Origin of the sequence: Paracidovorax wautersii (assembly GCF_031453675.1) — a bacterium.
In the GTDB taxonomy this organism is placed as follows: Bacteria; Pseudomonadota; Gammaproteobacteria; order Burkholderiales; family Burkholderiaceae_C; genus Paracidovorax.
Genome location: NZ_JAVIZX010000001.1, coordinates 4,272,359 through 4,297,842 on the forward strand (window position 1 = coordinate 4,272,359; position 25,484 = coordinate 4,297,842).

Annotated in this window: 19 protein-coding genes and 1 tRNA gene; 9 read left to right on the forward strand and 11 right to left on the reverse strand. The window is 66.9% G+C overall.

Annotated features, from left to right (window positions below; all coding sequences use genetic code 11):
- Nucleotides 1-23 precede the first annotated feature (23 nt).
- Nucleotides 24-2,873: a phosphoenolpyruvate carboxylase gene (gene ppc / locus QE399_RS19235; RefSeq protein WP_309831318.1), complete on the reverse strand. Its 2,850-nt coding sequence runs from the start codon at nt 2,871-2,873 to the stop codon at nt 24-26.
- A gap of 128 nt (nt 2,874-3,001) precedes the next feature.
- Here ppc and hemC point away from each other — a divergent pair, with 128 nt between their 5' ends.
- From hemC to galU, 7 genes are all read left to right on the forward strand, one after another.
- Nucleotides 3,002-3,934, forward strand: coding sequence for a hydroxymethylbilane synthase (gene hemC / locus QE399_RS19240; protein ID WP_309831320.1), 933 nt, complete (start codon nt 3,002-3,004; stop codon nt 3,932-3,934).
- Nucleotides 3,935-3,965: 31 nt separating this feature from the next.
- Nucleotides 3,966-4,778, forward strand: a complete 813-nt coding sequence (locus tag QE399_RS19245; protein WP_309831322.1) for a uroporphyrinogen-III synthase — start codon at nt 3,966-3,968, stop codon at nt 4,776-4,778.
- A complete protein-coding gene (locus QE399_RS19250) occupies nt 4,768-5,856 on the forward strand; it encodes a uroporphyrinogen-III C-methyltransferase (RefSeq protein ID WP_309831324.1) in 1,089 nt (362 codons plus the stop codon). The genes QE399_RS19245 and QE399_RS19250 overlap by 11 nt, the downstream gene beginning before the upstream one ends.
- A gap of 25 nt (nt 5,857-5,881) precedes the next feature.
- Nucleotides 5,882-7,159, forward strand: coding sequence for a heme biosynthesis protein HemY (locus QE399_RS19255; RefSeq protein ID WP_309831326.1), 1,278 nt, complete (start codon nt 5,882-5,884; stop codon nt 7,157-7,159).
- Between the two features lie 364 nt (nt 7,160-7,523).
- Nucleotides 7,524-8,147, forward strand: a complete 624-nt coding sequence (locus QE399_RS19260) for a VOC family protein (protein WP_309831328.1) — start codon at nt 7,524-7,526, stop codon at nt 8,145-8,147.
- Between the two features lie 304 nt (nt 8,148-8,451).
- A complete protein-coding gene (locus QE399_RS19265; RefSeq protein ID WP_309831330.1) occupies nt 8,452-11,325 on the forward strand; it encodes a valine--tRNA ligase in 2,874 nt (957 codons plus the stop codon).
- Nucleotides 11,326-11,478: 153 nt separating this feature from the next.
- Nucleotides 11,479-12,360, forward strand: a complete 882-nt coding sequence (gene galU, locus QE399_RS19270; protein ID WP_309831332.1) for a UTP--glucose-1-phosphate uridylyltransferase GalU — start codon at nt 11,479-11,481, stop codon at nt 12,358-12,360.
- Nucleotides 12,361-12,470: 110 nt separating this feature from the next.
- Here the strand turns inward: galU and QE399_RS19275 are convergent, their stop codons facing one another.
- From QE399_RS19275 to cysM, 3 genes are all read right to left on the reverse strand, one after another.
- Nucleotides 12,471-12,698, reverse strand: a complete 228-nt coding sequence (locus QE399_RS19275; RefSeq protein ID WP_309831334.1) for a sulfurtransferase TusA family protein — start codon at nt 12,696-12,698, stop codon at nt 12,471-12,473.
- Nucleotides 12,699-12,735: 37 nt separating this feature from the next.
- Nucleotides 12,736-13,287 (reverse strand): NUDIX domain-containing protein, encoded by a 552-nt coding sequence (locus tag QE399_RS19280; RefSeq protein ID WP_309831336.1) that lies wholly within the window; start codon nt 13,285-13,287, stop codon nt 12,736-12,738.
- 94 nt (nt 13,288-13,381) lie between these two features.
- The gene (gene cysM, locus QE399_RS19285; protein ID WP_309831338.1) at nt 13,382-14,287 is read right to left on the reverse strand and encodes a cysteine synthase CysM; all 906 of its coding nucleotides are present in this window, start codon (nt 14,285-14,287) and stop codon (nt 13,382-13,384) included.
- Between the two features lie 43 nt (nt 14,288-14,330).
- Here cysM and QE399_RS19290 point away from each other — a divergent pair.
- Together QE399_RS19290 and QE399_RS19295 are read left to right on the forward strand one after the other, a co-directional pair.
- A tRNA-Leu gene (locus QE399_RS19290) sits at nt 14,331-14,415 on the forward strand.
- A gap of 184 nt (nt 14,416-14,599) precedes the next feature.
- On the forward strand, nt 14,600-15,067 hold the full coding sequence (locus QE399_RS19295; protein ID WP_309831340.1) for a DUF7448 domain-containing protein: 468 nt from the start codon (nt 14,600-14,602) through the stop codon (nt 15,065-15,067).
- On the opposite strand, the gene QE399_RS19300 is transcribed toward QE399_RS19295, so the two are convergent.
- From QE399_RS19300 to QE399_RS19330, 7 genes are read right to left on the reverse strand one after another with little or no spacing between them, the layout of a single operon-like run.
- Nucleotides 15,047-16,210, reverse strand: coding sequence for a glycoside hydrolase family 19 protein (locus tag QE399_RS19300; protein ID WP_309831343.1), 1,164 nt, complete (start codon nt 16,208-16,210; stop codon nt 15,047-15,049). The two genes, QE399_RS19295 and QE399_RS19300, sit on opposite strands and share 21 nt — an antisense overlap.
- Nucleotides 16,207-16,488 carry a hypothetical protein gene (locus QE399_RS19305; RefSeq protein WP_309831344.1) on the reverse strand — a complete coding sequence of 94 codons (282 nt, stop codon included), beginning with the start codon at nt 16,486-16,488 and terminating at the stop codon, nt 16,207-16,209. Before QE399_RS19305 ends, QE399_RS19300 begins: the two co-directional genes overlap by 4 nt.
- Nucleotides 16,489-16,529: 41 nt before the next feature.
- Nucleotides 16,530-16,946, reverse strand: coding sequence for a hypothetical protein (locus QE399_RS19310; protein ID WP_309831345.1), 417 nt, complete (start codon nt 16,944-16,946; stop codon nt 16,530-16,532).
- 9 nt (nt 16,947-16,955) lie between these two features.
- Nucleotides 16,956-18,686 (reverse strand): hypothetical protein, encoded by a 1,731-nt coding sequence (locus QE399_RS19315; protein ID WP_309831347.1) that lies wholly within the window; start codon nt 18,684-18,686, stop codon nt 16,956-16,958.
- Nucleotides 18,683-19,474 (reverse strand): hypothetical protein, encoded by a 792-nt coding sequence (locus tag QE399_RS19320; RefSeq protein WP_309831349.1) that lies wholly within the window; start codon nt 19,472-19,474, stop codon nt 18,683-18,685. Before QE399_RS19320 ends, QE399_RS19315 begins: the two co-directional genes overlap by 4 nt.
- Nucleotides 19,474-20,412 carry a hypothetical protein gene (locus QE399_RS19325; RefSeq protein WP_309831351.1) on the reverse strand — a complete coding sequence of 313 codons (939 nt, stop codon included), beginning with the start codon at nt 20,410-20,412 and terminating at the stop codon, nt 19,474-19,476. The genes QE399_RS19320 and QE399_RS19325 overlap by 1 nt, the downstream gene beginning before the upstream one ends.
- Nucleotides 20,409-25,274: a tape measure protein gene (locus QE399_RS19330; RefSeq protein ID WP_309831353.1), complete on the reverse strand. Its 4,866-nt coding sequence runs from the start codon at nt 25,272-25,274 to the stop codon at nt 20,409-20,411. Before QE399_RS19330 ends, QE399_RS19325 begins: the two co-directional genes overlap by 4 nt.
- Nucleotides 25,275-25,484: the final 210 nt, after the last annotated feature.

A 25,484-nucleotide genomic window follows, 5' to 3' on the forward strand; every position in this document is an offset into this window, starting at 1 on the left:
ACCGGGGCGCATATGGCGGGCCGTCAGCCGGTGTTGCGCAGGCCGGCGGCAATGCCGTTGATGGAGATGTGGATACCCGTCTGTACGCGGTCGTCGCCCTGCCCCGCGCGCCAGCGGCGCACCAGCTCGACCTGCAGGTGGTGCAGCGGGTCGATGTAGGGGAAACGGTGGCGGATGGAGCGCGCCAGCGCCGTGTTGTGCGTGAGCCGGTGCTTCTCGCCCGTGATGCGGGCGAGCGCATCGCTGGTGCGCTGCCATTCCGCCTCGATGGCGCCGAAAACCTTTTTGCGCAGTCGCGCATCGGCCACCAGTTCGCTGTAGCGCGAAGCCAGCGCCAGGTCGCTCTTGGCCAGCACCATGTCCATATTGGACAGCAGCGTGCGGAAGAACGGCCACTGCCGGTACATCTTCTGCAGCAGCGCCAGCTGCGCCTTCGGGTCCCGCCCGGGCGCCTTCACGAAGGCCTCCACCGCGGCGCCGAAGCCGTACCAGCCCGGCAGCGTGAGACGGCACTGGCCCCAGCTGAAACCCCAGGGAATGGCGCGCAGGTCCTCGATCTTCTGGCTGGCCTTGCGCGATGCGGGGCGCGAGCCGATGTTCAGCTCGGCGATCTCGCGGATCGGCGTCGCGCTGAAAAAATAGTCGGTGAAGCCCGGCGTGTCGTACACCAGCGCGCGGTAGGCCGACATGCTGGCCTGCGACAGCTCGGCCGCGGCTTCCAGGAAAGCCTTGGTGGCGGGCTTGGTGGGCTGCAGCAGCGTGGCCTCCAGCGTAGCTGCCACCAGCGTCTCCAGGTTGCGCCGGCCGATCTCCGGGTTGGCGTACTTCGACGCGATCACCTCGCCCTGCTCCGTCAGGCGGATCTGGCCGCGCACGGTGCCGGGCGGCTGCGCCAGGATGGCCTGGTAGCTGGGGCCGCCGCCCCGGCCCACCGTGCCGCCGCGGCCGTGGAACATGCGCAGCTGGATGGCCGGGCCGGGCTGGGCCGCATTCATCTCGTCGAACAGCGCCACCAGCGCGATCTCGGCGCGGTACAGCTCCCAGTTGCTGGTGAAGATGCCGCCGTCCTTGTTGCTGTCGCTGTAGCCCAGCATGATGTCCTGCTCGGCCCCGCTGGCCCGCACCAGGGCGGCAAAGCCCGGCAGCGCATACAGCTCGCGCATGATGGGCGCGGCATTGCGCAGGTCTTCGATGGTCTCGAACAGCGGCACCACGATCAGGTCGGCCGTGCATTCGCTGTCCAGCGTGCCGTGCATCAGGCCCACTTCCTTCTGCAGCAGCAGCACTTCTAGCAGGTCGCTCACCGTCTCGGTGTGGCTGATGATGTAGTGCCGGATGGCCTGCCGCCCGAAGCGTTCGCGCATCAGGCGCGCCGTCTCGAAGATGGCGATCTCGCCCCGGGTGTGCTCGGAATAGTCGGCGCCCACCACGCGCAGCGGCCGGGCGTCGGACAGCAGGCGCAGCAGCAGCGAGCGGCGTTCCGGCTCGGGCAGCGCGCCGTAGTCCGGCTCGATGCGGGCGGTGTCCAGCAGCTCGGCGATCACGCGCTCGTGCTGGTCGGAACTCTGGCGCAGATCCACCGTGGCAAGGTGGAAGCCGAACACCTCCACGGCACGCACCAGCGGGTGCAGGCGCTCCGCGGCCAGCGGGGCGCCGCGGTGGGAGCGCAGCGAGGCCTCGATCACGCGCAGGTCCGCCAGGAACTCTTCCGCGGTGGCGTAGGCGTTCTGCGGCGCCACGGCGTGGCGGGCGGCGTCGCCGCCGGTCAGGTTCTTCAGCGTGGCCGCCAGGCGCGCATAGATGCCGGTGAGTGCGCGGCGGTAGGGCTCGTCCTGGCGGTGCTCGCTGTGGTCGGGCGAGCGTTCGGCCAGCGCCTGCATCTCGGGCGAGACCTGCACCAGCCGCGCCGACAGCGACAGTTCGCCGCCCAGAAAGTGCACTTCGGTCAGGTAGTGGCGCAGCGCCACCTCGGCCTGCCGGCCCAGGGCCAAAGACAACGTGGCCGCGCTGACGTTGGGGTTGCCGTCGCGGTCGCCCCCGATCCACTGGCCCATGCGCAAAAAGCTGGGCACCGGCTGGCTGCCCAGCTCCCGCTCCAGGTCGGCATACAGCTTGGGGATCTCGGTGAGAAAGGTCGACTCGTAGTACGACAGCGCGTTCTCGATCTCGTCGGCCACGGTGAGCTTGGAATAGCGCAGCAGGCGCGTCTGCCACAGCTGCGCCACGCGGGCGCGCAGCCGCGCCTCGTTGGCGGCCAGCTCGCGGGGGGTCAGCGCATCCTTGGCGCTGTTGTAGAGCTGGGCGCGCGCCTGCAGGTCGTCGCGCTCGGCCAGCAGCTCGGCGATGTCGCGCTCGGCATCCAGAATGCTCTTGCGCTGCACCTCGGTGGGGTGGGCGGTCAGCACGGGCGCCACGTAGCTTTTGGCGAGCGTCTGCGCCACGGTGCGGGGCGCGATGCCGGCCCAGCGCAGGCGCGCCAGGGCCACTTCGATGCTGCCCTCTTGCGCGCTGCCGGCACGCTCGTGCACCGTGCGGCGGCGGATGTGGTGGCGGTCCTCGGCCAGGTTGGCCAGGTGGCTGAAGTAGGTGAAGGCGCGGATCACGCTCACCGTCTGGTCGCCGGTCAGGCCCTTGAGCAGCTTCTTGAGCGCCTTGTCGGCGTCCTGGTCCGCATCGCGGCGGAAGGCCACCGACAGCTTGCGCACCTGCTCCACCAGGTCGTAGGCGGCCACGCCCTCCTGCTCCCGGATCACGTCGCCCAGAATGCGCCCCAGCAGCCGGATGTCCTGGATCAGCGGCAGGTCCTTGTCGGCCTTGCGGGGCACGGCAGTCTTGTCGCTGGCAGCGTCGGTCTTGCGGGCGGTCGTCGTCATGCGAGAGGCTCTCCTGGCGCGCTCCGCGCCCGTGTTTTTGACTTGAATCAAGAAGGGATACTGCAGCGCACCATGCTAGCATCCCGCGCACGCTGTCCGGCCCCGGGGGCGGTGACAATGACACGGTGATGAAGACCTCTGCCCCGCCCCCCTCCCCCCTCGTGATCGCCACGCGCGAAAGCCGCCTCGCCCTCTGGCAGGCCGAGCATGTCCAGACCCTGCTGCGCGCCCGCGGACACGATGTGTCCTTGCTGGGCATGACCACCAAGGGCGACCAGATCCTGGACCGGTCGCTGAGCAAGGTGGGCGGCAAGGGCCTGTTCGTGAAGGAGCTGGAAGTCGCCCTCGACGAAGGCCGCGCCCACCTCGCCGTGCACTCGCTCAAGGACGTGCCCATGGACCTGCCCGAGGGCTTCGCGCTGGCCTGCGTGATGGAGCGCGAGGACCCGCGCGACGCCTTCGTCTCCCTCCGTTACGCCTCCCTGGCCGAACTGCCGCAGCGCGCTGTGGTCGGCACCTCCAGCCTGCGCCGCCAGGTGCTGCTGCAGGCCCTGCGGCCCGACCTGCGCATCGAACCGCTGCGCGGCAACCTCGACACCCGCCTGCGCAAGCTGGACGAAGGCCAGTACGACGCCATCGTGCTGGCCGCCGCCGGGCTCAAGCGCCTGGGCCTGGACACACGCATCCGCGCCACCTTCGATCCCGAACATATGCTGCCCGCCGCCGGCCAGGGCGCGCTGGGCATCGAGGTGCGCACCGAACGGCAGGATCTGATCGAGGCGCTCGCCCCGCTGGCCCACATGCCCACCTGGCTGACCGTGACGGCCGAACGCGCCGTGAGCCGCAGCATGGGCGGCAGCTGCTCCATGCCGCTGGCGGCCCACGGCCGCTGGTCCGGCAGCATGTTGACGCTCGATGCCGCCTGGGGCGACCCGGAAGGCCGCAAGCCGCTGGTCCACGCCAGCGGGCAGGCAGAAATTTCCACGCTGGCCCAGGCGCAGGCACTGGGTGAATCGGTCGCGGCGCAGCTGCGCGCCGGTGGCGCCGAAGGCGCCTGCTGAAACGGCGCCCTACCCAGCGCCCGCCGCCCCCATGCCCCGCCGCCGCGCCATCGTCACCCGGCCGCAGCGCGATGCGCGGCAGTGGGCCCAGGATCTGCTGGCCGCCGGCATCGAGGCGGTGGCCCTGCCCTTGATCACCATCCGCGGCGTCCACGACCCGGCCCTGCAAAGCGCCCTGCTGCGCGCCCGCGCCGAGTGCCACAACTACCGGGCGCTGATGTTCGTGAGCGGCAATGCCGTGCACTATTTCTTCGAAGGTTTTCCGGATCCAGCACTTGCTGCGCCTGCGCATGCAGCTATCAATACCAGAGCATGGGCACCCGGCCCCGGCACCGCCCAGGCCTTGCGCGACGCCGGCGTGCCGGCCGGCCGCATCGACCGGCCCGCACCCGATGCCGCGCAATTCGATTCGGAATCGCTATGGCAGCAGGTCGCTCCTCAGATCGGCCCGGGGGACCGGGTGCTGATCGTGCGCGGCGCCGCCGGCCCGGCCACCGAGGGCGGCTCCGGCCGTGACTGGCTGGCACGGCAGATCGCTGCGGCGGGCGGCTCCGTGGAGTTCGTCGCCGTGTATGAACGCGCCGCGCCCGTGCTGTCGCCAGCGCAGCAAGTGCTGGCACAGGAGGCGGCCACGGACGGCTCGGTCTGGCTGCTCAGCAGCTCCGAAGCCGTCACCCACCTGCGCGCGGCCCTGCCCGGCCAGGACTGGTCTCGCGCTCATGCCCTGGCGACGCATCCACGCATTGCAGGCGCCGCGCGGGCGGCCGGTTTCGGCACGGTCACCGAATGCCGCCCGGCCTTCGATGACGTGGTGGCGTCGATAGAATCGCTGCATGAGCTTTGAGCCCGACAAGGACCTGTCCGCCCCGCCACAGGCCCGCGTGAACCCCGCAGCCCCCGCCCTCTCCGTGGGCGCCCGCACCGCGCTGTACGTGCTCGGCACGGTCGCGCTGGCCAGCCTCGTCAGCAGCGTGCTGCTGTGGCAGCGCCTGTCGGGCATCCAGGAACAGCTCGCCCGCCAATCGGCCGACTCCGGCGCGCAGGCCATCGAGGCCCGCACCATGGCCCGCCAGGCCCAGGAACTGGCCCGCGATACCGCCGCGCGCGTGGCGGTCAGCGAGACCCGGCTGAGCGAGGTCGCCCTGCAACGCAGCCAGCTCGAAGAGCTGATGCAGAGCCTGTCGCGCTCGCGGGATGACAACCTGGTGGTGGACATCGAATCCAGCGTGCGCCTGGCCCAGCAGCAGGCCCAGCTCACCGGCAGCCTGGAGCCGCTGGAAGCCGCCCTCAAGAATGCCAACCAGCGCATCGAGCGCGCGGCCCAGCCGCGCCTGGCGCCGCTGCAGCGGGCCATCGGCCGCGATCTGGAGCGCCTGACCCGCGCCTCCGTCACGGACACCGCCGGCCTGCTGGGCCGCCTGGACGATCTGGTGCGGCAGGTGGACGAGCTGCCGCTGCTCAATGCCGTGGCCCAGGCCTCCGCCATGCGCCGCATGGCCAACGCACCGGATGCACCGGCAACCGCCGCCGCCCCGGCCGCGGACGTGCCCCGATGGCAGGCGGTGCTGTACGGCGCCTGGGAAGTCGTGCGCGACGAAGCCCGCGGGCTGCTGCGCGTGAGCCGCATCGACCGCCCGGAGGCGGTGCTGGTGTCGCCCGAGCAGGCCTTCTTCCTGCGCGAGAACCTGAAGCTCAAGCTCATCAACGCCCGCCTGGGCGTGCTGGCACGGCAGCTGGATTCGGCCCGCGCCGATCTCAGCGCTGCGACCGTATCGATCAACAAGTATTTCGACCCTGCCTCGCGCCGGGTGCAGAACGCCGCCACCATGCTGCAGCAGGCCCAGGCCCACATGAAGGCGGCCGAGCTGCCGCCCCTGGACGACACGCTGGCCGCACTGGCCACGGCGGCGGCCGGCCGCTGAACAGACGAAAGCACGGCACCCCGCTATGCGCGCAGCACTCTGGCTTCTGGCACTTTTCGGCGCCGCCGTGGCGGTGGCCCTGTTCGCGGGCAACAACCAGGGCACGGTGACGCTGTTCTGGCCGCCTTACCGCATCGACCTATCCCTCAACATGGTGCTGTTGCTGCTGTTCGGCGGCTTCGGCACGCTCTACGCCGCACTGCGCGGCCTGGCGGCACTGCTGGAGCTGCCGCGCCAGGCGCGCCGCTGGCGCCTGCAGCAGAAAGAGCGCGTCATGCACGCGGCGCTCATGGACGCACTCTCGCAGCTGCTGGCGGGCCGCTTCCTGCGATCGCGCAAGGCGGCCGTGGCCGCGCTGTCGCAGGAAAGCGCGCTGGAGGCAGCGGGCCAGGCCGTCCCCCATGCGCGCCAGCTGCGCACGCTGGCCCACCTGGTCGCCGCCGAAAGCTCCCACGCCCTGCAGGACCGCCCCACGCGCGAGGCGCACCTGCAGCAAGCGCTGCAGAACATTCCCGACCGGGCCTCCACGGCCGAACTGGAACTGCGCGAAGGCGCCCAACTGCGAGCCGCACGCTGGTCGCTGGACGAACACGACGCCCAGGCCGCGCTGGAGCATCTGGCGGCCCTGCCCCAGGGCGCAGCCCGGCGCACGCTGGCGCTGCGCGCCCGCCTGAAGGCCACGCGGCTGTCGCACCGCACGCAGGAGGCGCTGGACACGGCGCGGCTGCTGGGCAAGCACCGCGCCTTCTCGCCGGCCGCAGCGCAGAGCATCGTGCGCGGCTTGGCCATGGAGCTGATCAACGGAGCGCACGACCCGGCGCAACTGCAGCGCATCTGGCTGTCCCTGGAGCCCGCCGAGCGCAACATGCCCGAACTGGCGGTGCACGCCGCCCAACGGCTGAGCCTTCTCGGCGGTGACGCCACGCAGGTCCGCAGCTGGCTGGCGCCGGTCTGGGACCGGATGGTGTCTGCCCCGGAAGGCCTGCCCGAGGCCCAGGCGCACAAGCTCATCCGCGCGCTGGAGCACAACCTGGACGTGGTGGACACGGCCTGGCTGGCGCGCATCGAAGCCGCACAGCAGGGCAACCCGCGCGACGGCCGGCTGCAGTACTTGGCCGGCATGGCCTGCCTGCGCCGCCAGCTCTGGGGCAAGGCCCAGCAGCTGTTCACCCAGGCCGCCCAGCAGCTCACCGACCCCGGCCTGCGCTGCAGCGCCTGGCGCCACCTGGCCGAACTGGCCGAGCAGCGCGGCGACACGGAAGCCGCCGCCACCGCCTGGAAGAACGCCGCGCTCGCGGCCTGAGCAAGGCTGGGCATTGGCGCCCCTGCACAGGGCGCCAGTTCGACGCTCCCTGTGTGACGCGACGTGGGACGGTGCCCCCTCGCAATTGCTGCACGCCACCTGCGGACGGTCTGCCGGCCCGCGTTCGTGACCGGCTCGGCCCCCACACGCTCGACCTGCCAAGCCCGTCTCACATCCGTCCATTGACGGCTATCACCCCGACGCCACGCAGTGCCCGCCGCGGCGAACTGCACCCGTTCATGTCCGACCTATCTCCGGCCGCTCTCGCAGCCTCTCGACGGACCCGCACGCCGGCGGTCAATTCATCTAACGTAAATCAATTACGAATAGTAGAATCACACCATTCCAAGACTTGGAGACCTGCATGAACGCCGTACTCGCACCCGCAACGTTCGCCAGCCTGCCAGCGCCAGCGCCCATCCAGCAACTGCACCACTACGCCTACAAGGCCCGTGATGCAGAGGAAACGCGCCATTTCTACGAAGACATCCTGGGTCTGCCGCTCTACCACATCATCCAGAGCGACTACGTGCCCAGCACGGGCGAGTACTGCCCTTACACCCACTTCTTCTTCCGGCTGCAGGACGGCTCATTCATCGCCTTCTTCGACCTGGGCGACGACGTGAAAGCGGAACCCTCGCCCAACACGCCGCTGTGGGTCAACCACATCGCCTTCCGCGTCAATACGGTGGAGGAACTGGAGAACACCAAGCAGCGCCTGGAGGCGCACGGTATCGAGGTGCTCGGCGTGACCGACCACCACATCTTCAAGAGCATTTACTTCTTCGACCCGAACGGCATCCGGCTGGAGCTGTCGGCCCAGCTCGCCGACGCCCAGCAGATGCACAAAGACAGCACGGTCGCCCACCAGCGGCTGCGCGAATGGACGGCGCGCAAGGAGCAATGGCGCAAGGAGCGCGCCGAAGGCAAGGATGCGGCGCCGCTGAAGCCGCAGCAGAACGACCGTCCGGAGCTTGCAAAGCCCTGATGGATTAGAAGAGAAATATGCCGTAACCTCTTATCTAGCAAGCGCATATAGCTATATCAACAATAGCAAGGCAGTCACCGCAGGCGGGCTCGTACCGCCGTCCCCAAGCCCGGCGCGCTCCGGCCACCCGGCGCAGACCACCGCCGGCATCTGGTCTGCCCCCTTGTCCCTTCGCCTGCGGCGGCGGGAAGGCCTCGCCCGCCGCCGCCGCGCTGCACCGCCGCAGAGGCCTGTCTTAGAATGGTCGGTTCCCCTCATCGACACCGGGCGCCGCTGCCGGCGCCCTTCTCACCTGCCTGAAGCCATGAGCGCCCCCCTGCACCAACCCGGCCTTGAGAGCCTGTCCAAATCCTTCGAGCCCGCCGCCCTGGAGGCCCACTGGGGCCCCGAGTGGGAGCGCCGGGGCTATGGCGTGGCAGGCCACCGCGGCAAGCAGCAGCCCGATGCGAACGCACCCGCTTTCTCCATCCAGCTGCCGCCGCCCAACGTGACGGGCACGCTGCACATGGGCCATGCGTTCAACCAGACGATCATGGACAGCCTGACGCGCTACCACCGCATGCTGGGCCACAACACCCTGTGGGTGCCAGGCACCGACCATGCCGGCATCGCCACGCAGATCGTGGTGGAGCGCCAGCTGCAGGAGCAGGGCGTGAGCCGCCACGACCTGGGCCGCGAGAACTTCACCAAGAAGGTCTGGGAGTGGAAGGAAAAGAGCGGCAACACCATCACCACGCAGATGCGCCGCATGGGTGACAGCGTGGACTGGAGCCGCGAATACTTCACCATGGACGACAAGCTCTCCAAGGTGGTGACCGACACCTTCGTGAAGCTCTACCAGCAGGGCTTGATCTACCGAGGCAAGCGCCTGGTGAACTGGGACCCGAAGCTGCAGTCCGCCGTGTCCGACCTGGAAGTGGAGAGCGAAGAGACGGACGGCTCGCTCTGGCACATCGCCTACCCGCTCACCGATGGCTCCGGCAGCCTGACCGTGGCCACCACGCGCCCTGAAACCATGCTGGGCGACGTGGCCTTGATGGTGCACCCCGAAGACGCGCGCTACACCGCACTCATCGGCAAGACCGTGACCCTGCCCCTGGTGGGCCGCGAGATCCCGATCATTGCCGACGACTATGTGGACAAGGAATTCGGCACCGGCGTGGTCAAGGTCACGCCCGCGCACGACCCCAACGACTACCAGGTGGGCCAGCGCCACGGCCTGCCCATGATCGTGGTGCTGACGCTGCAGGCCACCATCAACGAGAACGCACCGGCCAAGTACCAGGGCATGGACCGCTTCGTGGCACGCAAGGCCATCGTGGCCGATCTGGAAGCCGCCGGCGCCCTGGTCGAGACCAAGAAGCACAAGCTGATGGTGCCCATCTGCACGCGCACCGGCCAGGTGGTCGAGCCCATGCTGACTGACCAGTGGTTCGTCGCCATGAGCAAGGTGAGCGACCAAGACCCCACGGGCAAGAGCATCGCCCAGAAGGCCATCGATGCCGTGGCCTCGGGTGATGTGCAGTTCGTGCCCGAGAACTGGGTGAACACCTACAACCAGTGGATGAACAACATCCAGGACTGGTGCATCAGCCGCCAGCTCTGGTGGGGCCACCAGATTCCGGCCTGGTACGACGAAGCCGGCAACGTGTACGTGGCCCGCAGCGAGGCGGACGCCCAGGCGCAGGCAGGAGCCGGCGCCAAGCTCACGCGCGATGCCGACGTGCTGGACACCTGGTACTCCGCCGCGCTCGTGCCCTTCTCCTCGCTCGGCTGGCCCGAGGCCCTTGAGGATCAGAACGCCACCAAGGACTACGACCTGTACCTGCCCTCCTCGGTGCTGGTGACGGGCTACGACATCATCTTCTTCTGGGTCGCCCGGATGATCATGATGACCACGCACTTCACAGGCCGCGTGCCGTTCAAGCACGTGTACATCCACGGCCTGGTGCGCGATGCGCAGGGCAAGAAGATGAGCAAGTCCGAGGGCAACGTGCTCGACCCGGTGGACCTGATCGATGGCATCGCGCTGGACCCGCTGCTGGAAAAGCGCTCCACCGGCCTGCGCCGCCCCGAGACGGCGCCCCAGGTGCGCAAGAACACGCAAAAGGAATTTCCTGAAGGCATTCCCGCTTACGGCGCCGACGCACTGCGCTTCACCTTCGCGGCACTGGCCAGCCTGGGCCGCAGCATCAACTTCGACAGCAAGCGCTGCGAGGGCTACCGCAACTTCTGCAACAAGCTCTGGAACGCCAGCCGCTTCGTGCTGATGAACTGCGAAGGCCAGGATTGCGGCCTGCAGGACCACACGCAGGCCGAATGCGATGGCGGCTACCTGGAATTCAGCCAGCCGGATCGCTGGATCGTCTCGCTGCTGCAGCAGGTCGAGGCCGAGGTCGCCAAGGGCTTCGCCGAGTTCCGCCTGGACAACGTCGCCAACACGATCTACGACTTTGTCTGGAACGAGTTCTGCGACTGGTACCTGGAAATCGCCAAGGTACAGATCCAGACCGGCACGCCGGCGCAGCAGCGCGCCACGCGCCGCACGCTGATCCGCACGCTGGAGACCATCCTGCGCCTGGCCCATCCGATCATTCCGTTCATCACCGAAGGTCTGTGGCAGCAAGTGGCGCCCGTGGCCGGCCGCGCTGGCGCCTCGGTCAGCATCGCCGCCTACCCGCTGGCACAACCCGAGAAGATCGACCCCGCCGCCATCGCCTATGTCGCGCGCCTCAAGTCGCTGGTGGACGCCTGCCGCACGCTGCGCGGTGAGATGAACGTCTCGCCCGCCACGCGCCTGCCGATGTATGTCGTCGGTGACACCGAATTCATGCGTGGTGCCGCGCCGGTGCTGCAGGCGCTGGCCAAGCTCAGCGAAGTGAAGGTGTTTGAAGACGAAGCCGCCTGGGCGACTGCTGCGCAGGCGGCTCCTGTGGCCGTGGTGGGCGAGGCACGCATGTGCCTGCACATGGAGATCGACGTCGCTGCCGAGAAGGCCCGCCTGTCCAAGGAAGTGGCGCGCATCGAAGGCGAGATCGCCAAGGCCTCCGCCAAGCTGTCGAACGAGGCCTTCGTGGCCAAGGCGCCGCCTGCGGTGATCGACCAGGAGAAAAAGCGCGTCGCCGACTTCGGGACGACGCTGGCGCGGCTGAAGGACCAGCTGGGCCGCCTGCAGTAAAAACCGTTGGCAAAAACCGCATTTCGTAAGAGATGCGGCTCCAGGTAAGCAACGTGCGCGGGCCCCCTATGCAGCGCGATGGACTACAGCAAAGCGCTGCCAGCGCCACGTATGATGCGGGGCGCTTTTTTATTCATCCAGAGAAACGAACGCATGACCGAACCCACCGCAACGATTCGCAAGGCTGTTTTCCCCGTCGCAGGTCTTGGCACCCGCTTCCTGCCCGCCACGAAGGCGCAGCCCAAGGAAATGCTGCCCGTGGTGGACAAGCCGCTGATCCAGTACGCCGTGGAAGAAGCCTATGCCGCGGGCATTCGCCAGATGATCTTCATCAATGGCCGCAACAAGCGCGCCATTCCCGACCACTTCGACACGGCTTACGAGCTGGAGTCCGAGCTGGAGTCCAAAGGCAAGGACGAACTGCTGTCCCTGGCCCGCTCCATCGTGCCGGACGACATGGAATGCATCTACATCCGCCAACCCAAGGCCCTGGGCCTGGGCCACGCGGTGTACTGCGCACACAGCGTGGTGGGCAACGAGCCCTTCGCCGTGCTGCTGGCCGACGACCTGATGGTCGGCAAGCCACCCGTGCTCAAGCAGATGGTGGACCAGTTCGCCGAGTGGCAGGCCACCATCCTGGCCGTGCAGGAAGTGCCGGACGAGCACACCCGCCGCTACGGCATCGTGGCCGGCAAGTCCATCAACGACCGTCTGCTGGAGCTGTCGCACATGGTCGAGAAGCCCGCCCCTGAAGACGCGCCGTCGCGCCTGGGCGTGGCCGGCCGCTACATCCTCACGCCCGGCGTGTTCCGCGAGATCGCAGCCCTGCCGCGCGGCGTGGGCGGGGAGATCCAGCTGACCGACGGCATCGCGGCCCTGATGCGCCGCGAGAAGGTGTTCGCCTACCGCTACGACGGCAAGCGCTACGACTGCGGCAGCAAGGAAGGCTTCCTGGAGGCCAACGTGGAACTGGCCCTGGCCCATCCGCAACTGGGCGCAGACTTCCGCACCTACCTCAAGAATCTGGCACTCTGAACACGCAGCGCGCACCCGCAACGCCAAAACAAAAGGCCCGCATCAGCGGGCCTTTTGCTTGAGTGAGTGGCGTGCGGTGCGGCGCGCGTCCCCACCGGCAGGCGCGGTGCTCAGCGGCGGCGCAGCACGTGGATGTATTCCTCGCCCACCGTCTGCTGCTCCACCAGTTCGTTGCCCGTCTGCTTGGCGAATGCCTGGAAGTCGCGCAACGAGCCGCCGTCCGTTGCCAGCACCTTGAGCAACTGGCCGCTGGCCATGTCCGCCAGCGCCTTCTTGGCTTTCAAGATGGGCAGCGGGCAGTTCAGGCCGCGCGTGTCGATTTCCTTGTGGACGTTCATCGTTGATTCCTGGGCAAAAGCGATTTTTTCATTGTAGTCACGCGGCTTCTTCCTCTCGGTCGTCGCGGCCAAAGAAGTCGGCAAACGGCGGTTCGATCCCGCGTGCGCGCAGCCACGCAGCCAGCGCGTAGCCGGTGCCGGCAGGCCAGCAGACCAGCTTCTCGGGCGCGATCAGCCGGTACTCCAGCAGCTCGGGCGAGAGCTGTACCTCGCCATGCGCCACCGCGTGGTAGGCGATGATGACCTGGTTCATGCGCTGGAAGTCGTAGACGCCGATCAACTGCAGCGCGCTCACGTCAAGCTGCGTCTCTTCCTTGATCTCGCGCGTGATGCCTTCCTCGGGCATCTCGCCCGCTTCCATGAAGCCGGTGATGAGCCCGAAGGCCTTGCCGGGCCAGGCCGCATTGCGCGCCAACAGCACGTGCCCCTCCCGCTCCACGATCGCGGCCAGCACGGGCGTGGGATTGTTCCAGTGCGTCCAACCGCAGGCAGGGCAGCGCAGCCGCGCCACATCCCCGCTGTCTTCGCGCAGCGTGATGGACTCCAGCGCGGTGGCGCAGTGGGTGCAGTAGCGCGTTTCGTAAGCCATAGGGTTGGAAAGCCGCGGATTTTGCTACTACTTAGATAGCAAAAATCCAAGCATGGACGGGCGTTTCCGAGGAATTTTTCTGGTATCTCCGCACTCAGGCGGGGAACACGCCCGTGGAGAGGTAGCGGTCGCCGCGGTCGCAGACGATGAAGACGATCGTGGCGTTCTGCTCGCGCTGGCTGATCTGCTGCGCCGCGTGGCACGCACCCGCTGCGGAGATCCCGGCGAAGATGCCCTCCTCCCGCGCCAGGCGGCGGCACATGTCCTCGGCATCGTCCTGGCCCACGTACACCAGTTCGTCCACGGCCCGGGGGTCGTAGATCTTGGGCAGGTATTCCTGAGGCCACTTGCGAATCCCCGGAATGCGCGAACCTTCGTTGGGCTGGACGCCGACGATTTGGATCGCCGGGTTCTTTTCCTTCAGGAAGCGCGACACGCCGGTGATGGTGCCCGTGGTGCCCATGGCGCTCACGAAATGGGTGATGCGCCCTTCCGTCTGCTCCCAGAGTTCGGGCCCCGTGGTTTCGTAATGGATGCGCGGGTTGTCCGCGTTGGCGAACTGATCCAACACGACGCCCTTGCCCTGCTTGACCATGGTGTCCGCCAGATCGCGGGAGTATTCGATGCCGCCGCTCTTCGGGGTCAGGATCAGCTCGGCGCCATAGGCCTTCATGGTCTGGGCACGTTCGATCGACAAGTCCTCCGGCATGATCAGCACCATGCGGTAGCCCTTGATCGCTGCGGCCATGGCCAGCGCGATGCCGGTGTTGCCCGAAGTGGCTTCGATCAGCGTGTCGCCCGGTCGGATGTCTCCGCGCTCTTCGGCACGGCGGATCATCGAGAGTGCCGGCCGGTCCTTCACCGAACCCGCGGGATTGTTGCCTTCAAGCTTTCCCAGCACCACGTTGCCGCGCGCCGTATGGTCCTGCGCTCCGATGCGCTGCAAGGCGACCAGGGGCGTGCGCCCGATCGCGTCTTCAATGGTTGGGTAGGTCTTCATAGACCCGTTACTGTGCCATAATTCCCGACTTCGCATTGGCGTCGCCCGGGTGGTGAAATTGGTAGACGCAGGGGACTCAAAATCCCCCGCCGCAAGGCGTGCCGGTTCGATTCCGGCCCCGGGCACCAACGATCGAGCGCTATTGTTTCAGGAGCTTTTGGCGCATCGTTGGCGCACACATTGGCGCAATGCAAGTGATCTCCGGGGGTTCGAGTCCCTCCGGGCAGGCCATTGATTCCTCTCTGAGAATCCATCCCTCTGACCCGACTCAGGGAAGAACCAGGGAAGTATTCGGCGACTGCAGGAGTATTTATGGCACTAACACACAAGCAAGAACGCGGCCCGGACCCCCTGGGCCACTACGACTACGGTTACGACCTCGGCCTATTGCTTGGCAAGACCCTGGTCAAAGTTGAAGGGGATGTGTATTCAGAGCTGCTACACATGCTGGGAGAAGATGGCACAGCGTACGTACTTGGCAACGCTCAAACACGGGACGACGGCTATGAGTGGGGTCTTGTTCAAATCGAAGACATAGCAGGCGATCTCAACGACCTTGTGGGCTCTCCGATTACCCAGGCAGAGGAAGTCTCCGACCTGTCGAAGCGCGGCATTTGCGGCTGGACTTTCTACCGCCTGAGTACCGCCAAGGGTCAGGTCGTTATTCGTTTTTGCGACAACGACTACGACACCTTTTACGCGCGCTGGGTGGACTTCATGATCTTCCCGCCGGAGGCGCCCGGCAGTTCTCCAGCGCCGTCAACCCCCGGCAATCTTTGAATCACTCTTCCGCTGACTGCTGAAGCTGGTCCCCAGCCAGTACGCGCCCACAACACCCAGCAGCGCCAGGATGGCCGTCACGATCTGGATCCGCAGTGTGTCGTTGTAGACATCGGGATGCACGAACAGCATGTCCAGCAGGATCAGCAGCGGCATGAGCAGGAAGCCGGCCGAGACCCAGAACGCTGGATTGAGCCAGAAGCCCGGCGCGTTGGGCTGCAGGTAGACCGCATTGGCCTCCCGCGCCGCCGCGATGCCGCCTCCCACCTCTTCCAGGCGGAACCACTGCGCCTCGATGGCGGCGCGAACCGCGCCGGCCGCCTCCGGATCGGCCTTGATGGTTTCCATCAGCTCCTGCTCATTGCGTGCGCCGATGGCCTCCTTGGCAGCAGACACGACGATCTCGGCCGCCTTGATGTTGCGTTCGGACGTTTCAGAGCCTGAGCTGAACAGCTTGCCCAGCTTGGGCACCAAGTCGATGAGGGATGGCAGCACTGCTGCGACGAATGGGGTCATGGGGGCCTCCGTGGTGGCGATGGGTTGTGCGGGGGTGGATAAGTCAATGACCGGGACATCGGGGGCGCCGGCGCTCAGCGCATCTTTCACGCGCGCCCAGCGAGCAAGGCGGTCGGCCTGCCCGTTGAGCCCGCCGTTGATGCGCCGGGTGATCAGCTCGAAGTTGCCGGCGTCGGCCAGGACGTTGAGGCCTTTGTCATCCCAGTAATCGGCGGCGCTGACAGCCGCCCACTCCGGCAGTGCCAGCAGTTCGGGGGATTCCTCGAAGTCCGGGACATCGGGCCCGAGCCGCTCGCGCAGGCGATCACGCACCCGGCCGTGGTTGTAGCGGCCGGTGGTCTGGATCAGGCCATGGCCCTTGAAGCGCGCGCCATCGCCCGGCTGGGTGTTGCCCAGATCCTTGCGGCCTTCGTACCGCTGCTGGGCGGCGGTCGGCCCCCACAGTTCGGTGGTGTAGCGAAAGCCGCCGGACTCGTGACCGACCTGGGCCAGGAAGGCGGCCACGCGCGCCGGTGTGTCGATGCCGTACAGCCCGCAGGCCGCAGTGACGTGATTCAGCCACCGGTCAGCCAGTGCCTGTGTGGCCCCGGCCGCGCGCAGGGCTGCGGCGGTGATGATCTGCGTCACTTACGGCTCCCCGGCTCAGCCGCCCGGCCGCGCAGGATGGCCAGCGATTCCTTGATCTCCTGGTTGCTCTTCTGCAGGTCCGCCACCTGGGTCTTGATCTCCTTCAGCGCGTCCTTGGTGGTCTCGCGATCCTTGTCGGCCAGGACTTCCACCTGGGCGATGCGCCCGTCCTGCTTCACCTGGTCTTCCCGGTAGCCGCCGTACGCGGTAGCCACCCCGATGATGAACACCAGCGTTTGAATGATGGTCCCGGTGCTGACGGTGGGGTCGAATTTCATGAATCGTCCGGTTGGTGTTGTTTTGGTCATAGCTTGGTCCCTCACAGATCCGCCGCCATCCGGAACAGGTCGTCCAGCTGCTCAGAGGTGCCGCCCAAGCTGGCCCACATCTGCTGCACGAACGCATTGCCGCGCTCCCAGGTGTCAGCCTCGTACTCGATCTGCGCGGCGCGGCGCTCGGTGTCGTCGGTGATGGCTGCGATGGCCTGCTCCACGTCGTCCAGGTGGCCGGCAGCCAGAAGAGCCAGCCGACCCTGGCGGCGGGTGCAGGACTGCGGAACGGGGTCAGACTGCGGCTCGGGCGGCACGATCCGCGCCAGCGGGATGGTTGGAAACGAATCGTGCGCCTCCTGCAACACCTGATCCGTCAGGGGCCGCGGGAAGGCGATGGTGGGATTGCGGGCGTACCAGTCGCCCTCACTCAGGCGCTGCCCTGTTTCGATGATCTCGATTTGCATGTATCCCCCTTAGATTGGTGAAAGCCGCATGGCGCGGACCTTGTAGCTGGTCGTTTTGGCAACCGTGATCTGCCTGCCGGGCTGGGCGGCATCGAAGGCCTGTGCCCAGACGGTGCTGGCGTCGTAAGCTGTGGCGGACAGGTAGGTGACGCCTGTACCCCAGTCGAAAGCCTCTGCGCCGCCCACGCGAAATGGCAAAGATGACGTCAGGAACGGGTTGCCGCCTGATAAATAAATCGTGTTGGCAGGAATCGTCACCGCCGGGTCGCTGGCCTTGTAGCCGTGGCGGTTACTGGTGTCTGCCGGTGCGCCGAAGCGTTGGTACGTGTTGTTAGGCGATGCTGCCCTGTCGGCCGTGGCGTAGTTGTTGGCCGTCGCGGGCTTGAGTCCACGGTATGCCGCCTCCAGCATGTCGCGCGTGGGCACTACCCAATCGGTCTTGCCGCCCAGATTGAGGGCCGCCGCCCACGCATGCGCAGGTGCCAGCGATGACGTTGCGCCCGCAGCCGCTCGCATCGCGGCCTGCGCGATGGCGCCCTCCGTGAGCGTCCACGCGTCGATGGGCAGCGTGAGCGCAGAGTCCGCAATGCTGACCGTGGTCTCGCCGCCCGACTTCGGCGCGACCACCACCCGGTGGCTGGCCATCAGCACCCAGTCGGACGCCGTGCCGCTGCTGCCCGCCGTGACGTTGATCGACAGCAGGCCGTTGGCCGCGCCGGTCACTGTCCCCAGCATCATGGTTGCGGGGTCGGATGCGCTCTTGAGCCAGACCGTCTGGCCGCCGTACACCTTGGGGTTGCCAATCATCCCCGGCATGTGGAGGTTGACCGCACCCTGGGCGACGGCACGCGACACCCCGCCTTGCTCGGCCTCCAGCATGGCCCACAGGTTGTAGCCGGTGTAGTACCCACCATCGAGCGCCGCGCCGACTGCCGGCGTCGCCTGTGGAGTGGGGATGTAGCTGTTGGTCCCAAACGCCATGGCGCCGCGCACGTCACCCAGCGTGTTGCCATCCAAAATGACGAACTCGGCGCCGACGATAGAGCGACCCGGCTGCCCGCCAGCCGCAGGTGCGCGCGTGCTGTTGACCGGACCGACACTGGTGTTTGCCGTACTCCCAGAACCTCCCTGCTGACCCGGCAGGCCACCGTCCCCCCCTTTTCCGCCAGTGGCGTGGTACGTGCCATCACCATTGCGTACACCCGATCCGCCAGTGTTGCCGGTGGTGGAGCCGCCATTGCTGGCGCCCATACCCCCGCTTCCGCCCGCAGAGTTGTACTGCCCGTTGGGTGAGTCGATGGTGATGCCCTGGCCGCCGCCACCACCGCCGCCACCGCTTGCGATCATCCCGGTGCCGACAAGGCGCACCGGCCAAGAGAGCTTGAGCCCGTCGTACCCCGTACCGCCCACCGTTGCCGCGGCGCTGCCGATGGTGGCGCCGCCGCCTGTGCCGCCAGTACCTCCGCGCCCGATGATGGAGCCATTGCGCACAATGGTGACAAGACTGCCATCGGGCAGCGCGGGAACGGTGAAAGCAGCAGCGCCGGCCGCCGTTGACGTGCCGTAGACGATCGCCCCGGCCGCAATGGTCACGGTGGCGATCAGGGGCCGGATGCCATCCCAGCCAGCAGCGATGGCCGCGGTGTTGAGGTTGTAGTCGGCCACCAGACCCGAGAGCGTGGCGTTGTACTCGTACCCCCCACCGGCGAAAAATGCACCCTCGCAAACGCCCGGCGTCATTGCATCACCACGAAGACGATGGAGCCGTTGTCGATCATCACGAAGATGAAAGTCGGCACGCCGCTTTTGAACACGATTCCGGCAGCGCTGGGGGTGGGCCACAGCGTGCCATCAGCCTTGCGCCAGCCTCCATTGGGGCCGACTGCGGGCCATGAGCCAGTGCGCCCCGCCAAGCCCTCGCAGCGCAGACGCACCGCCGCAGAGACAACGCCTGCGGGCAGGTTGGCAAACGCTACGGTGTAGTTGCCCAGCACGTTGAAGCGCTGCACGCTGCCGGCCTGCACGTTGATGGTGGCCGTGCCGTTGGCCGCGATGTCGCCCAGGTCCACGAAGGGCGAGACCATGCGCGTGACCACGGCTCCGTCCTTGTCGGCCTTGCCCTGGATGGCCGGCAGCGTGGCTGGGTTGATGAAGACCGGCTGATTGGCAGCGCTGGCGACCAGCATCCATCCGGGAGTGCGTGCCGGTAGGCCTGCGCCGTTCTGCGCGAGGATCGCAGCGGTCTCCGCAGCCTCCTTGGCGGCAACCGCCGCCGCTGCGTCGCCGGCCACCTGGCCTGCCGCCTCATTGACGGCGGTAAGCACCTCGCCAGCAGCGTCTGCAGCGGCGAAGGCCTCGCCGGCGTTGTGCGCCACGTTCATTGCCACGGCCAGCAGCTCGCCGTTGAACGTGACCGACATGTGCGTGCCAAAGTTGTAGGCGCTCTGGTTGTACGTGCCCGCCGCACGCTCCGACAGGGCCGGAAAGTGCGGGACAGGCGTCATCGACGGAACGGGTTGGATGGCCATCAGATGTTGCCCTTTATGTTGAGTTGGAGCGATGCGATGCCGTAGCTGTCGGGCGAGATGGAGCCCGTGACGAAGCCCAGCGTGTTGAGGTAGCCGTAGCGCGGCAGATCGGATGCCTCGAAGGGCACAGCCACATCGAGGATTTCGCCCAGCACGGCGTCGGCGTACATGGCCTGATCGCCGCTGAGCTTCACGCTGCACGACACGTCGCGCGAGCTGCCGCGCTTGACGGTGGTGTAGGTGCCGTCGCTGGCGTACTCGCGGTAGGTGTAGCTCTTGCGCTCGGTGCGCGCGCCATACTCCACGCCGCCCAGTTCGCTGTCGCCGATGAGCTGGCGCCAGTCGCCCAGCTTGATGTCGCCAATGGCCACGGCCGCGCCGCCGGCGGCTTCCACCGTGATGGTGACTTCCGCGCCCGGCAGGATGGGCAGATCGTCCATGCCCACTTGGTCCACCATGGGCAGGTTGGTGAACAGCAGTTCGTAGAGGCCAGCGGCCTGCGCGAACAGGCTGAAGGTCTGCGTCTTGACCACCGTGCCGCCAGGCGAATCCCGCACGGTGATCGTGCAGGTGTCGCCCTCGGGCCCGTAGACCTTCACCGCGCCGAAGAACCCGGGCTGGATCACGTAGCCGATCGAGCCCGTGCCGCGCGCCTTGGTGGAGGTGTAGTCGTCAAACGGCGCCATGCGGTCCGTGGGTCCACTGCGGATCCAGTAAGCACCATCGACCTCGGGCAGCGCTGTGCGGCCGGAGTGATCCTGCCGGGCGAGCCAAATGGAGCCATTGGAAGTGCGCTCGTTGCCGGCGGTATAGGCGGCACCCGATACCCAAGCCACCTCGCCATTGGCGGTGTTGGGCTCGGGCACCGTCGTTCCGGCTTTCACCATGCCGGCCACAATCTTCACGGGGACCATTACCCGGGCTGCGGTCTTGCTCATGCCATGGCCTCCTTGATGGCCTGGGCCAGCTGCTTGACGTTCATGATCTCGGCGCGCTGCGCGTTGCCCCCATCGGTGGAGCTGTCTTGCTGGGTGGCCATCTGGTCGTTGCTGTCCTCGATGGCAGCAAGGCGCTGCTCGAGCCGCTCGATCTGCGCGCTGACGGTTTGCAGGGCCTGCACCACCTGGGCGCTGCCGTTGTCGCCGCCGCGCATGGCGGCCGCAATCTGCTGCTGGTTCCAGATGCGCGCAGGCCCCGTGGCTTCGATCTCCCAGCCGCGCTCACCCACCACCCGCAGGCCGCCTGCGTGGTAGCCGCCTTCGGCGAACGCCGGCAGCTTGATGCCGTAGTTCTTCTCCCACAGCGCGCGCAATTCGGGGATGCGCTTGGCCACCTCGACCAGCGACTCACCAGCGCGGATGTAGCTGACGATTCCATCGGCACCGGTAAAGGCGGCCATGTTGTTGTTCAGCTTAGTGAAGCTCGCGCCGTTGAACGATGCGTCCGTGTACTTGTTGCCGACCTTGCCGAAGCCGGCCAGGTCGTTGAAATACGCGTCGTAGTCCGCCTGCATCTTGGCGAACGACTCCGCCACCGTCTGCGCCGCACCACGATCCGCGCCCTGGTAGCCCTTGCCCAGGATCTCATAGAGCGCCCCGGCAAAGCCGGTCAGATTGGCGTTGAGCGCCTGAAGCTCCGACACGGAGGCATTGGCCGCCGCGGCAATGGACTCCTGCAGGCTGGCTTGTGCTTCGCTGGTGCTGAGCACGCTCGCCAACTTCGCCTCCGCCAGTACGCGGTCGCGCAGGTACTCAGCCTGCGTCGCGGTCCCGGCCTTGCTTGCCTCCAGGAATGCATCCGCTGCACTGCCCAGCTTGCCCGCGGCTGTCGAATCGCCGCCAAGGGCTGCGATGGTCAGTGAGTCAAACTCCGCCTTCGTCGCTGCATAGCGTGCTGCGGGGTCCATTTGGGCCGTGGTCTGCTCGCGCAGGCGGTCGAGAGACGATTGGATGCTGCTCGCCGCGCTGCGCCACGATGCGGCAGCCGCCTGCGCTGCGCTTGCCTGGGCTTGCGCTGCCGCCTGGGCCTGCGCGCTCACCGAGCCGAACATCTTGTCGATGGCCGCCTGGGCGTCGTTGACATAGCCCTGCTCCGCAGCCTTGCGGTCCACATCGGCAAAGTAGGCATCCGCGCCTGCCTGCAGCGCTGCAGCGGCGTCGATGATGGCCCAGATATCTCGTTGGATGCCCTGCGCGGCGGGACCAAACTGCTCCAGTGCCGCCAGCTCGCGTTGCCGCTCGATGGCCACGGCCGCCAGCTCGTTGCCCTGCGCGCGCAGCAGCTGGATCTGCAGGTCTTGCTCTTTGGACCGCGATGCCTCCGCTTGACGCGCTTGCGCCGCCGCTGCCGCCGCCGCTGCCGCCGCCGCGTCTTCGGCGGACTGCGTGATGCCGGCAAATGCGCCGGACAGCTGGATGAGCACGGCCCAGGCCTTGCGGCCGGCTTCCGTCGTCAAGTCCAGCGCCTCGGCCTGAGCACGCCACTGGGCGCGCGCATCGGCGGCGTCGATGTCGGGCAGCGTCAGGTCCAGCTTGTCGAGCGCGGCCTGCAGTTGGCGCTCCATCGCGGCGCGCTGCTCGTCCTCCGAGTAAAAATTCTGGAAATAGCTGCCCGTCGCCGAATTGAATCCATCCGCCCCGCCGAACAGATCGACCAGCTGGCTCGCCATATCGGCGCCGGCCAGGCTGGAGGCGTAGAGCGTCTGGCTGAGATTTTCAAAGACGCCATTGACGGCCGACAAGCTTCCCGACAGCCGCCCAAGGGTCTGCACGGCGGTTTCACCATTGCGTGTGAACTCCGTGGTGCCCAGGGTCTGCGACGACAGCGATTCCGCGATCTTTTCAAACTCAGCCTTCAGCGCATTCTGAATGCCAGCCTCGTCCAGGCCGTTGAAGCTGATCTTGATCGAGGCGGTGAAATTGTCGATGGCGTCCGTGCCCAGGCCCAGGATCTTCGCCATCTCCGAGGTGCCGGCCTGCAGCGCGCCGAATTGGTCAGCCAGACCAGAGCGCAGGTCTTCGTCCAGCTCGCCGTAGCGGGTCTTGTTCGACCGAAACAGGCCTCCCTTGTAATACTGGTACGTGCGGCCCTCGAAGTCGGTTTCGCCACCGAACGTGCCTTCGATGCCTTGGTCCTTCAACTTGCGGCCAAACAACCCGCTGATGATGTCGCCGCCGAAGAGCGCGCCCACGCCGGCAAGGGCCCAGCCCCAACCGGGAATGGCTCCAAGCGCCCCCGCTATTCCGCCCGCCGCTGGCGGAGCGCCTGCAGCTGCGGCAAGAGTGCCAGCAGGCAACGCGGTGGCCGTGCCTGCAGCAGCCGCTGCATTGGCGGCCACTGCGGCCTGAGCTGCTGCCTGCGCCCCTGTGGCCACACCCGCCCACATGCCATTGGCCGCAGCCAGCGCACCGATGGCATCGCCACCGATCATGCCCACTGCGTTCGCGTAGCCTAAGGACGCCATTGAGGCGCCTGCAGATGCTCCGAAGAGCGCCTGGCTTCCAGCTCCAAACAGGGAGTTGATGTTGCTGGCCGACTGGACCGCGCCCATGACTCCACCGCCACCCGACGAACCAGCACTCCCCAGGCCCAAGGCGCCCATCGCACTTCCGACTCCCATCTGCACGACAGGCTGCAGCACCAGCGTGGCAAACAGGCGCTTGAGGTACTGCGCCGCGTCCTTGCCGCCGCCCATGATGTAGTCGGCCAGGGTGTCGCTGATGGTCTGCGACGTTTTCTCCCAAGCTCGCGCCGCGTCTTCGGCTGCGCGGTCGTTGGCTTCGCGCGCAGCCTTCGTACCCATCAGGCCCAACAACTCCCTGCGCGCCTTGATCTCGCGCTGCAGGTTGTTCCAGCCCTCCGACCCCTCGTAGAAGCCGGCTTGCTTTTCTTCCAGCCGAGCAATCGTCACCAGTTCGACGGCCTCCGCCAGGCTGATGTTCAGCGACCGCGACATCGCAATCGCTTCCTCTTCGTCCTTCATGGACGTGATGCGGTCCTTCACGGAATCGACCGCCTTCTGCGCGGCCTGCTCCTGCGCACGAATCCACTCGTCAATGCCGTCCGCTTCCTTCTTGCGCGCGGCTGCGATCTGCTGCGCCGTCTTCATCGCATCGGCGGCGGCCTTGTTGCGGGCCTCTTCGGCGGCGAGTGTGTCCACCAGAGCGAGCGCTGACGCGCGGTGCGCGCCGACCAGCTCCTGCTCCACACGGATGCGTAGCTTCTGCGACTCGGTCAGCTTCTCGCCGCTGGCGAGCTCTTCGCGCTCTTGGGCGATCTTTTCCGAGATGGTCTTGGTGAGCGACTCGTAGGCGCGCGCCTCCTTGTCAATCGTGTCCTTGCGGCCGCCATCACCGCCACTGGCCGGGCTGGCTTTCGGCGCGGCAAGATCGACCCGGCGCGGGTCATTCGCGGCGGACGCATTGCGCGTCGCCCACTTCGCGTACTCCTCCTGCGCCTTCCGAGCGCCCAGGATGCGCTCCGTTGTCGCATCGACTTGGCGCCGCGCTTCTTCGGCGTCCGCCACCATTTGCTCGCGGATGGCGCGCACCCCTGCAAAGTTGAATTGCGCCGCTGCCGCTGCTTGGGCTGCAAGGCCGCCAATCTCATTCCCGACCTGCGTCAGGACATAGGCCACATTTACCCCCAAGACCGCGACCGTCTCAAACACTGTCGCGATCCCGTCTTGGATGGTCTTCAGGGCCCCAAACTGCTTCCCGCTGCTGTCCGCCGCTTCACCCATGGCCCGCAGGATCGTGGTTGCGTCGTTGATCGCGCCATTTGCCAGGGTCACGCTGTCGTAGATAAGGGCGCCCGCGTTCTGCTGGTTGATAGTGCGGAACAACTCATCCCAGGTATCGCCTAGCTCCGAGATCGCGCCATCAAGCGTTTGGGCGCGCTGAACCATCGCGCCTCCGAACTCCTTGTTGCCGATGCCCTCAAGGTAGGCGGTGATTTCCTGTGCGTTCTTCCCAATGGTGGTTGTGACACCCTGGAACGTCAGCGCCACCTTCTCGCCTTCTTGCTTTACGGTGATGCCGAAGTCACGCAGACGCTCAAATTGGAAACTCGAAGCGTCGGCGACTGCTTCAATCATCTGGTTCAGGCTCTTGCCCATCGCAGATGCGGTGTTGCCAAAGCTGGTGAGCGCGGCTCGCGTTGGGTCAAGGCCCAGCGATTTCATTTTGACGAACGCCTGTGTGGCCTGCGCAAGGCCGAATGGCGTCTCTTTCGCGAAGGTTTTCAGCCATCCAAGTTCGCGCTCAGCAGCCTCACTGCTGCCAGTCACCGTGATCAAGCTGGAATTCAGAACGTCGAACTCCCGCTGTACGGCCACCAGCTTGCCGGCGAACCCATACAGGGCAGTCGCAGAGAAGGCTGCAGTGATCAGCGGTGCGAGCTTTCCCAGTTCCGTGCGCCACGAAGCCGTTGCGGTCTGTGCCTCAACCGTTTTTGAACGCACTGCATCAAGCTGATCCAGCAGTGGCCGCAGGGCAGCAGCATTGACGCCGCGCTGGCTCGCCAACGACTCCCAGTACTCGCGGCTCGACTTGCTGCCGGCCTGCTGCTCGGCAATCAGGCGCTGGATGCTCGCCTGCATGCTGCGGGTGGCGGACTCCACCTTTTTGGACGAGCGATCGGCGCCCTCTCCCATTGCGCCAAGGCCAGTACCCGCATCCCTCCCCGTGCGTGCGGCGGCCTGCCCCAGGTCCGCCAGGGAACGCTTCACGCGATTGACACCAGCCTCGACGCCAGTAGTGTTGGCGCCGAACTGGATGTCTTCTTTCAGGTCTTCTGCCATTCGTTCGCCCAAAGAAAAAGCCCCACGACTTGCGCCGTGAGGCTTGAAATGAAAAACCCGCCGAAGCGGGTCTGAGGACTTTCTGCTATCTCTTCAATTTGCCGACCATGCGACCTAGGGCGCGGCCGGCACTGACGGCCCCGCTTGACGGCCTGCGGGCCTCTGACGCGTGACCCGCAGAACTGGCAAGCGACTTGCCGACCGGCGTAT

What these genes read in the sequence shown, in the direction of transcription:
- ppc (WP_309831318.1), bottom strand. Translation starts at nt 2,873, where the DNA reads ATGACGACGACCGCCCGCAAGACCGACGCTGCCAGCGACAAGACTGCC.
- hemC (WP_309831320.1), top strand. Translation starts at nt 3,002, where the DNA reads ATGAAGACCTCTGCCCCGCCCCCCTCCCCCCTCGTGATCGCCACGCGC.
- QE399_RS19245 (WP_309831322.1), top strand. Translation starts at nt 3,966, where the DNA reads ATGCCCCGCCGCCGCGCCATCGTCACCCGGCCGCAGCGCGATGCGCGG.
- QE399_RS19250 (WP_309831324.1), top strand. Translation starts at nt 4,768, where the DNA reads ATGAGCTTTGAGCCCGACAAGGACCTGTCCGCCCCGCCACAGGCCCGC.
- QE399_RS19255 (WP_309831326.1), top strand. Translation starts at nt 5,882, where the DNA reads ATGCGCGCAGCACTCTGGCTTCTGGCACTTTTCGGCGCCGCCGTGGCG.
- QE399_RS19260 (WP_309831328.1), top strand. Translation starts at nt 7,524, where the DNA reads ATGAACGCCGTACTCGCACCCGCAACGTTCGCCAGCCTGCCAGCGCCA.
- QE399_RS19265 (WP_309831330.1), top strand. Translation starts at nt 8,452, where the DNA reads ATGAGCGCCCCCCTGCACCAACCCGGCCTTGAGAGCCTGTCCAAATCC.
- galU (WP_309831332.1), top strand. Translation starts at nt 11,479, where the DNA reads ATGACCGAACCCACCGCAACGATTCGCAAGGCTGTTTTCCCCGTCGCA.
- QE399_RS19275 (WP_309831334.1), bottom strand. Translation starts at nt 12,698, where the DNA reads ATGAACGTCCACAAGGAAATCGACACGCGCGGCCTGAACTGCCCGCTG.
- QE399_RS19280 (WP_309831336.1), bottom strand. Translation starts at nt 13,287, where the DNA reads ATGGCTTACGAAACGCGCTACTGCACCCACTGCGCCACCGCGCTGGAG.
- cysM (WP_309831338.1), bottom strand. Translation starts at nt 14,287, where the DNA reads ATGAAGACCTACCCAACCATTGAAGACGCGATCGGGCGCACGCCCCTG.
- QE399_RS19295 (WP_309831340.1), top strand. Translation starts at nt 14,600, where the DNA reads ATGGCACTAACACACAAGCAAGAACGCGGCCCGGACCCCCTGGGCCAC.
- QE399_RS19305 (WP_309831344.1), bottom strand. Translation starts at nt 16,488, where the DNA reads ATGAAATTCGACCCCACCGTCAGCACCGGGACCATCATTCAAACGCTG.
- QE399_RS19310 (WP_309831345.1), bottom strand. Translation starts at nt 16,946, where the DNA reads ATGCAAATCGAGATCATCGAAACAGGGCAGCGCCTGAGTGAGGGCGAC.
- QE399_RS19315 (WP_309831347.1), bottom strand. Translation starts at nt 18,686, where the DNA reads ATGACGCCGGGCGTTTGCGAGGGTGCATTTTTCGCCGGTGGGGGGTAC.
- QE399_RS19320 (WP_309831349.1), bottom strand. Translation starts at nt 19,474, where the DNA reads ATGGCCATCCAACCCGTTCCGTCGATGACGCCTGTCCCGCACTTTCCG.
- QE399_RS19325 (WP_309831351.1), bottom strand. Translation starts at nt 20,412, where the DNA reads ATGAGCAAGACCGCAGCCCGGGTAATGGTCCCCGTGAAGATTGTGGCC.
- QE399_RS19330 (WP_309831353.1), bottom strand. Translation starts at nt 25,274, where the DNA reads ATGGCAGAAGACCTGAAAGAAGACATCCAGTTCGGCGCCAACACTACT.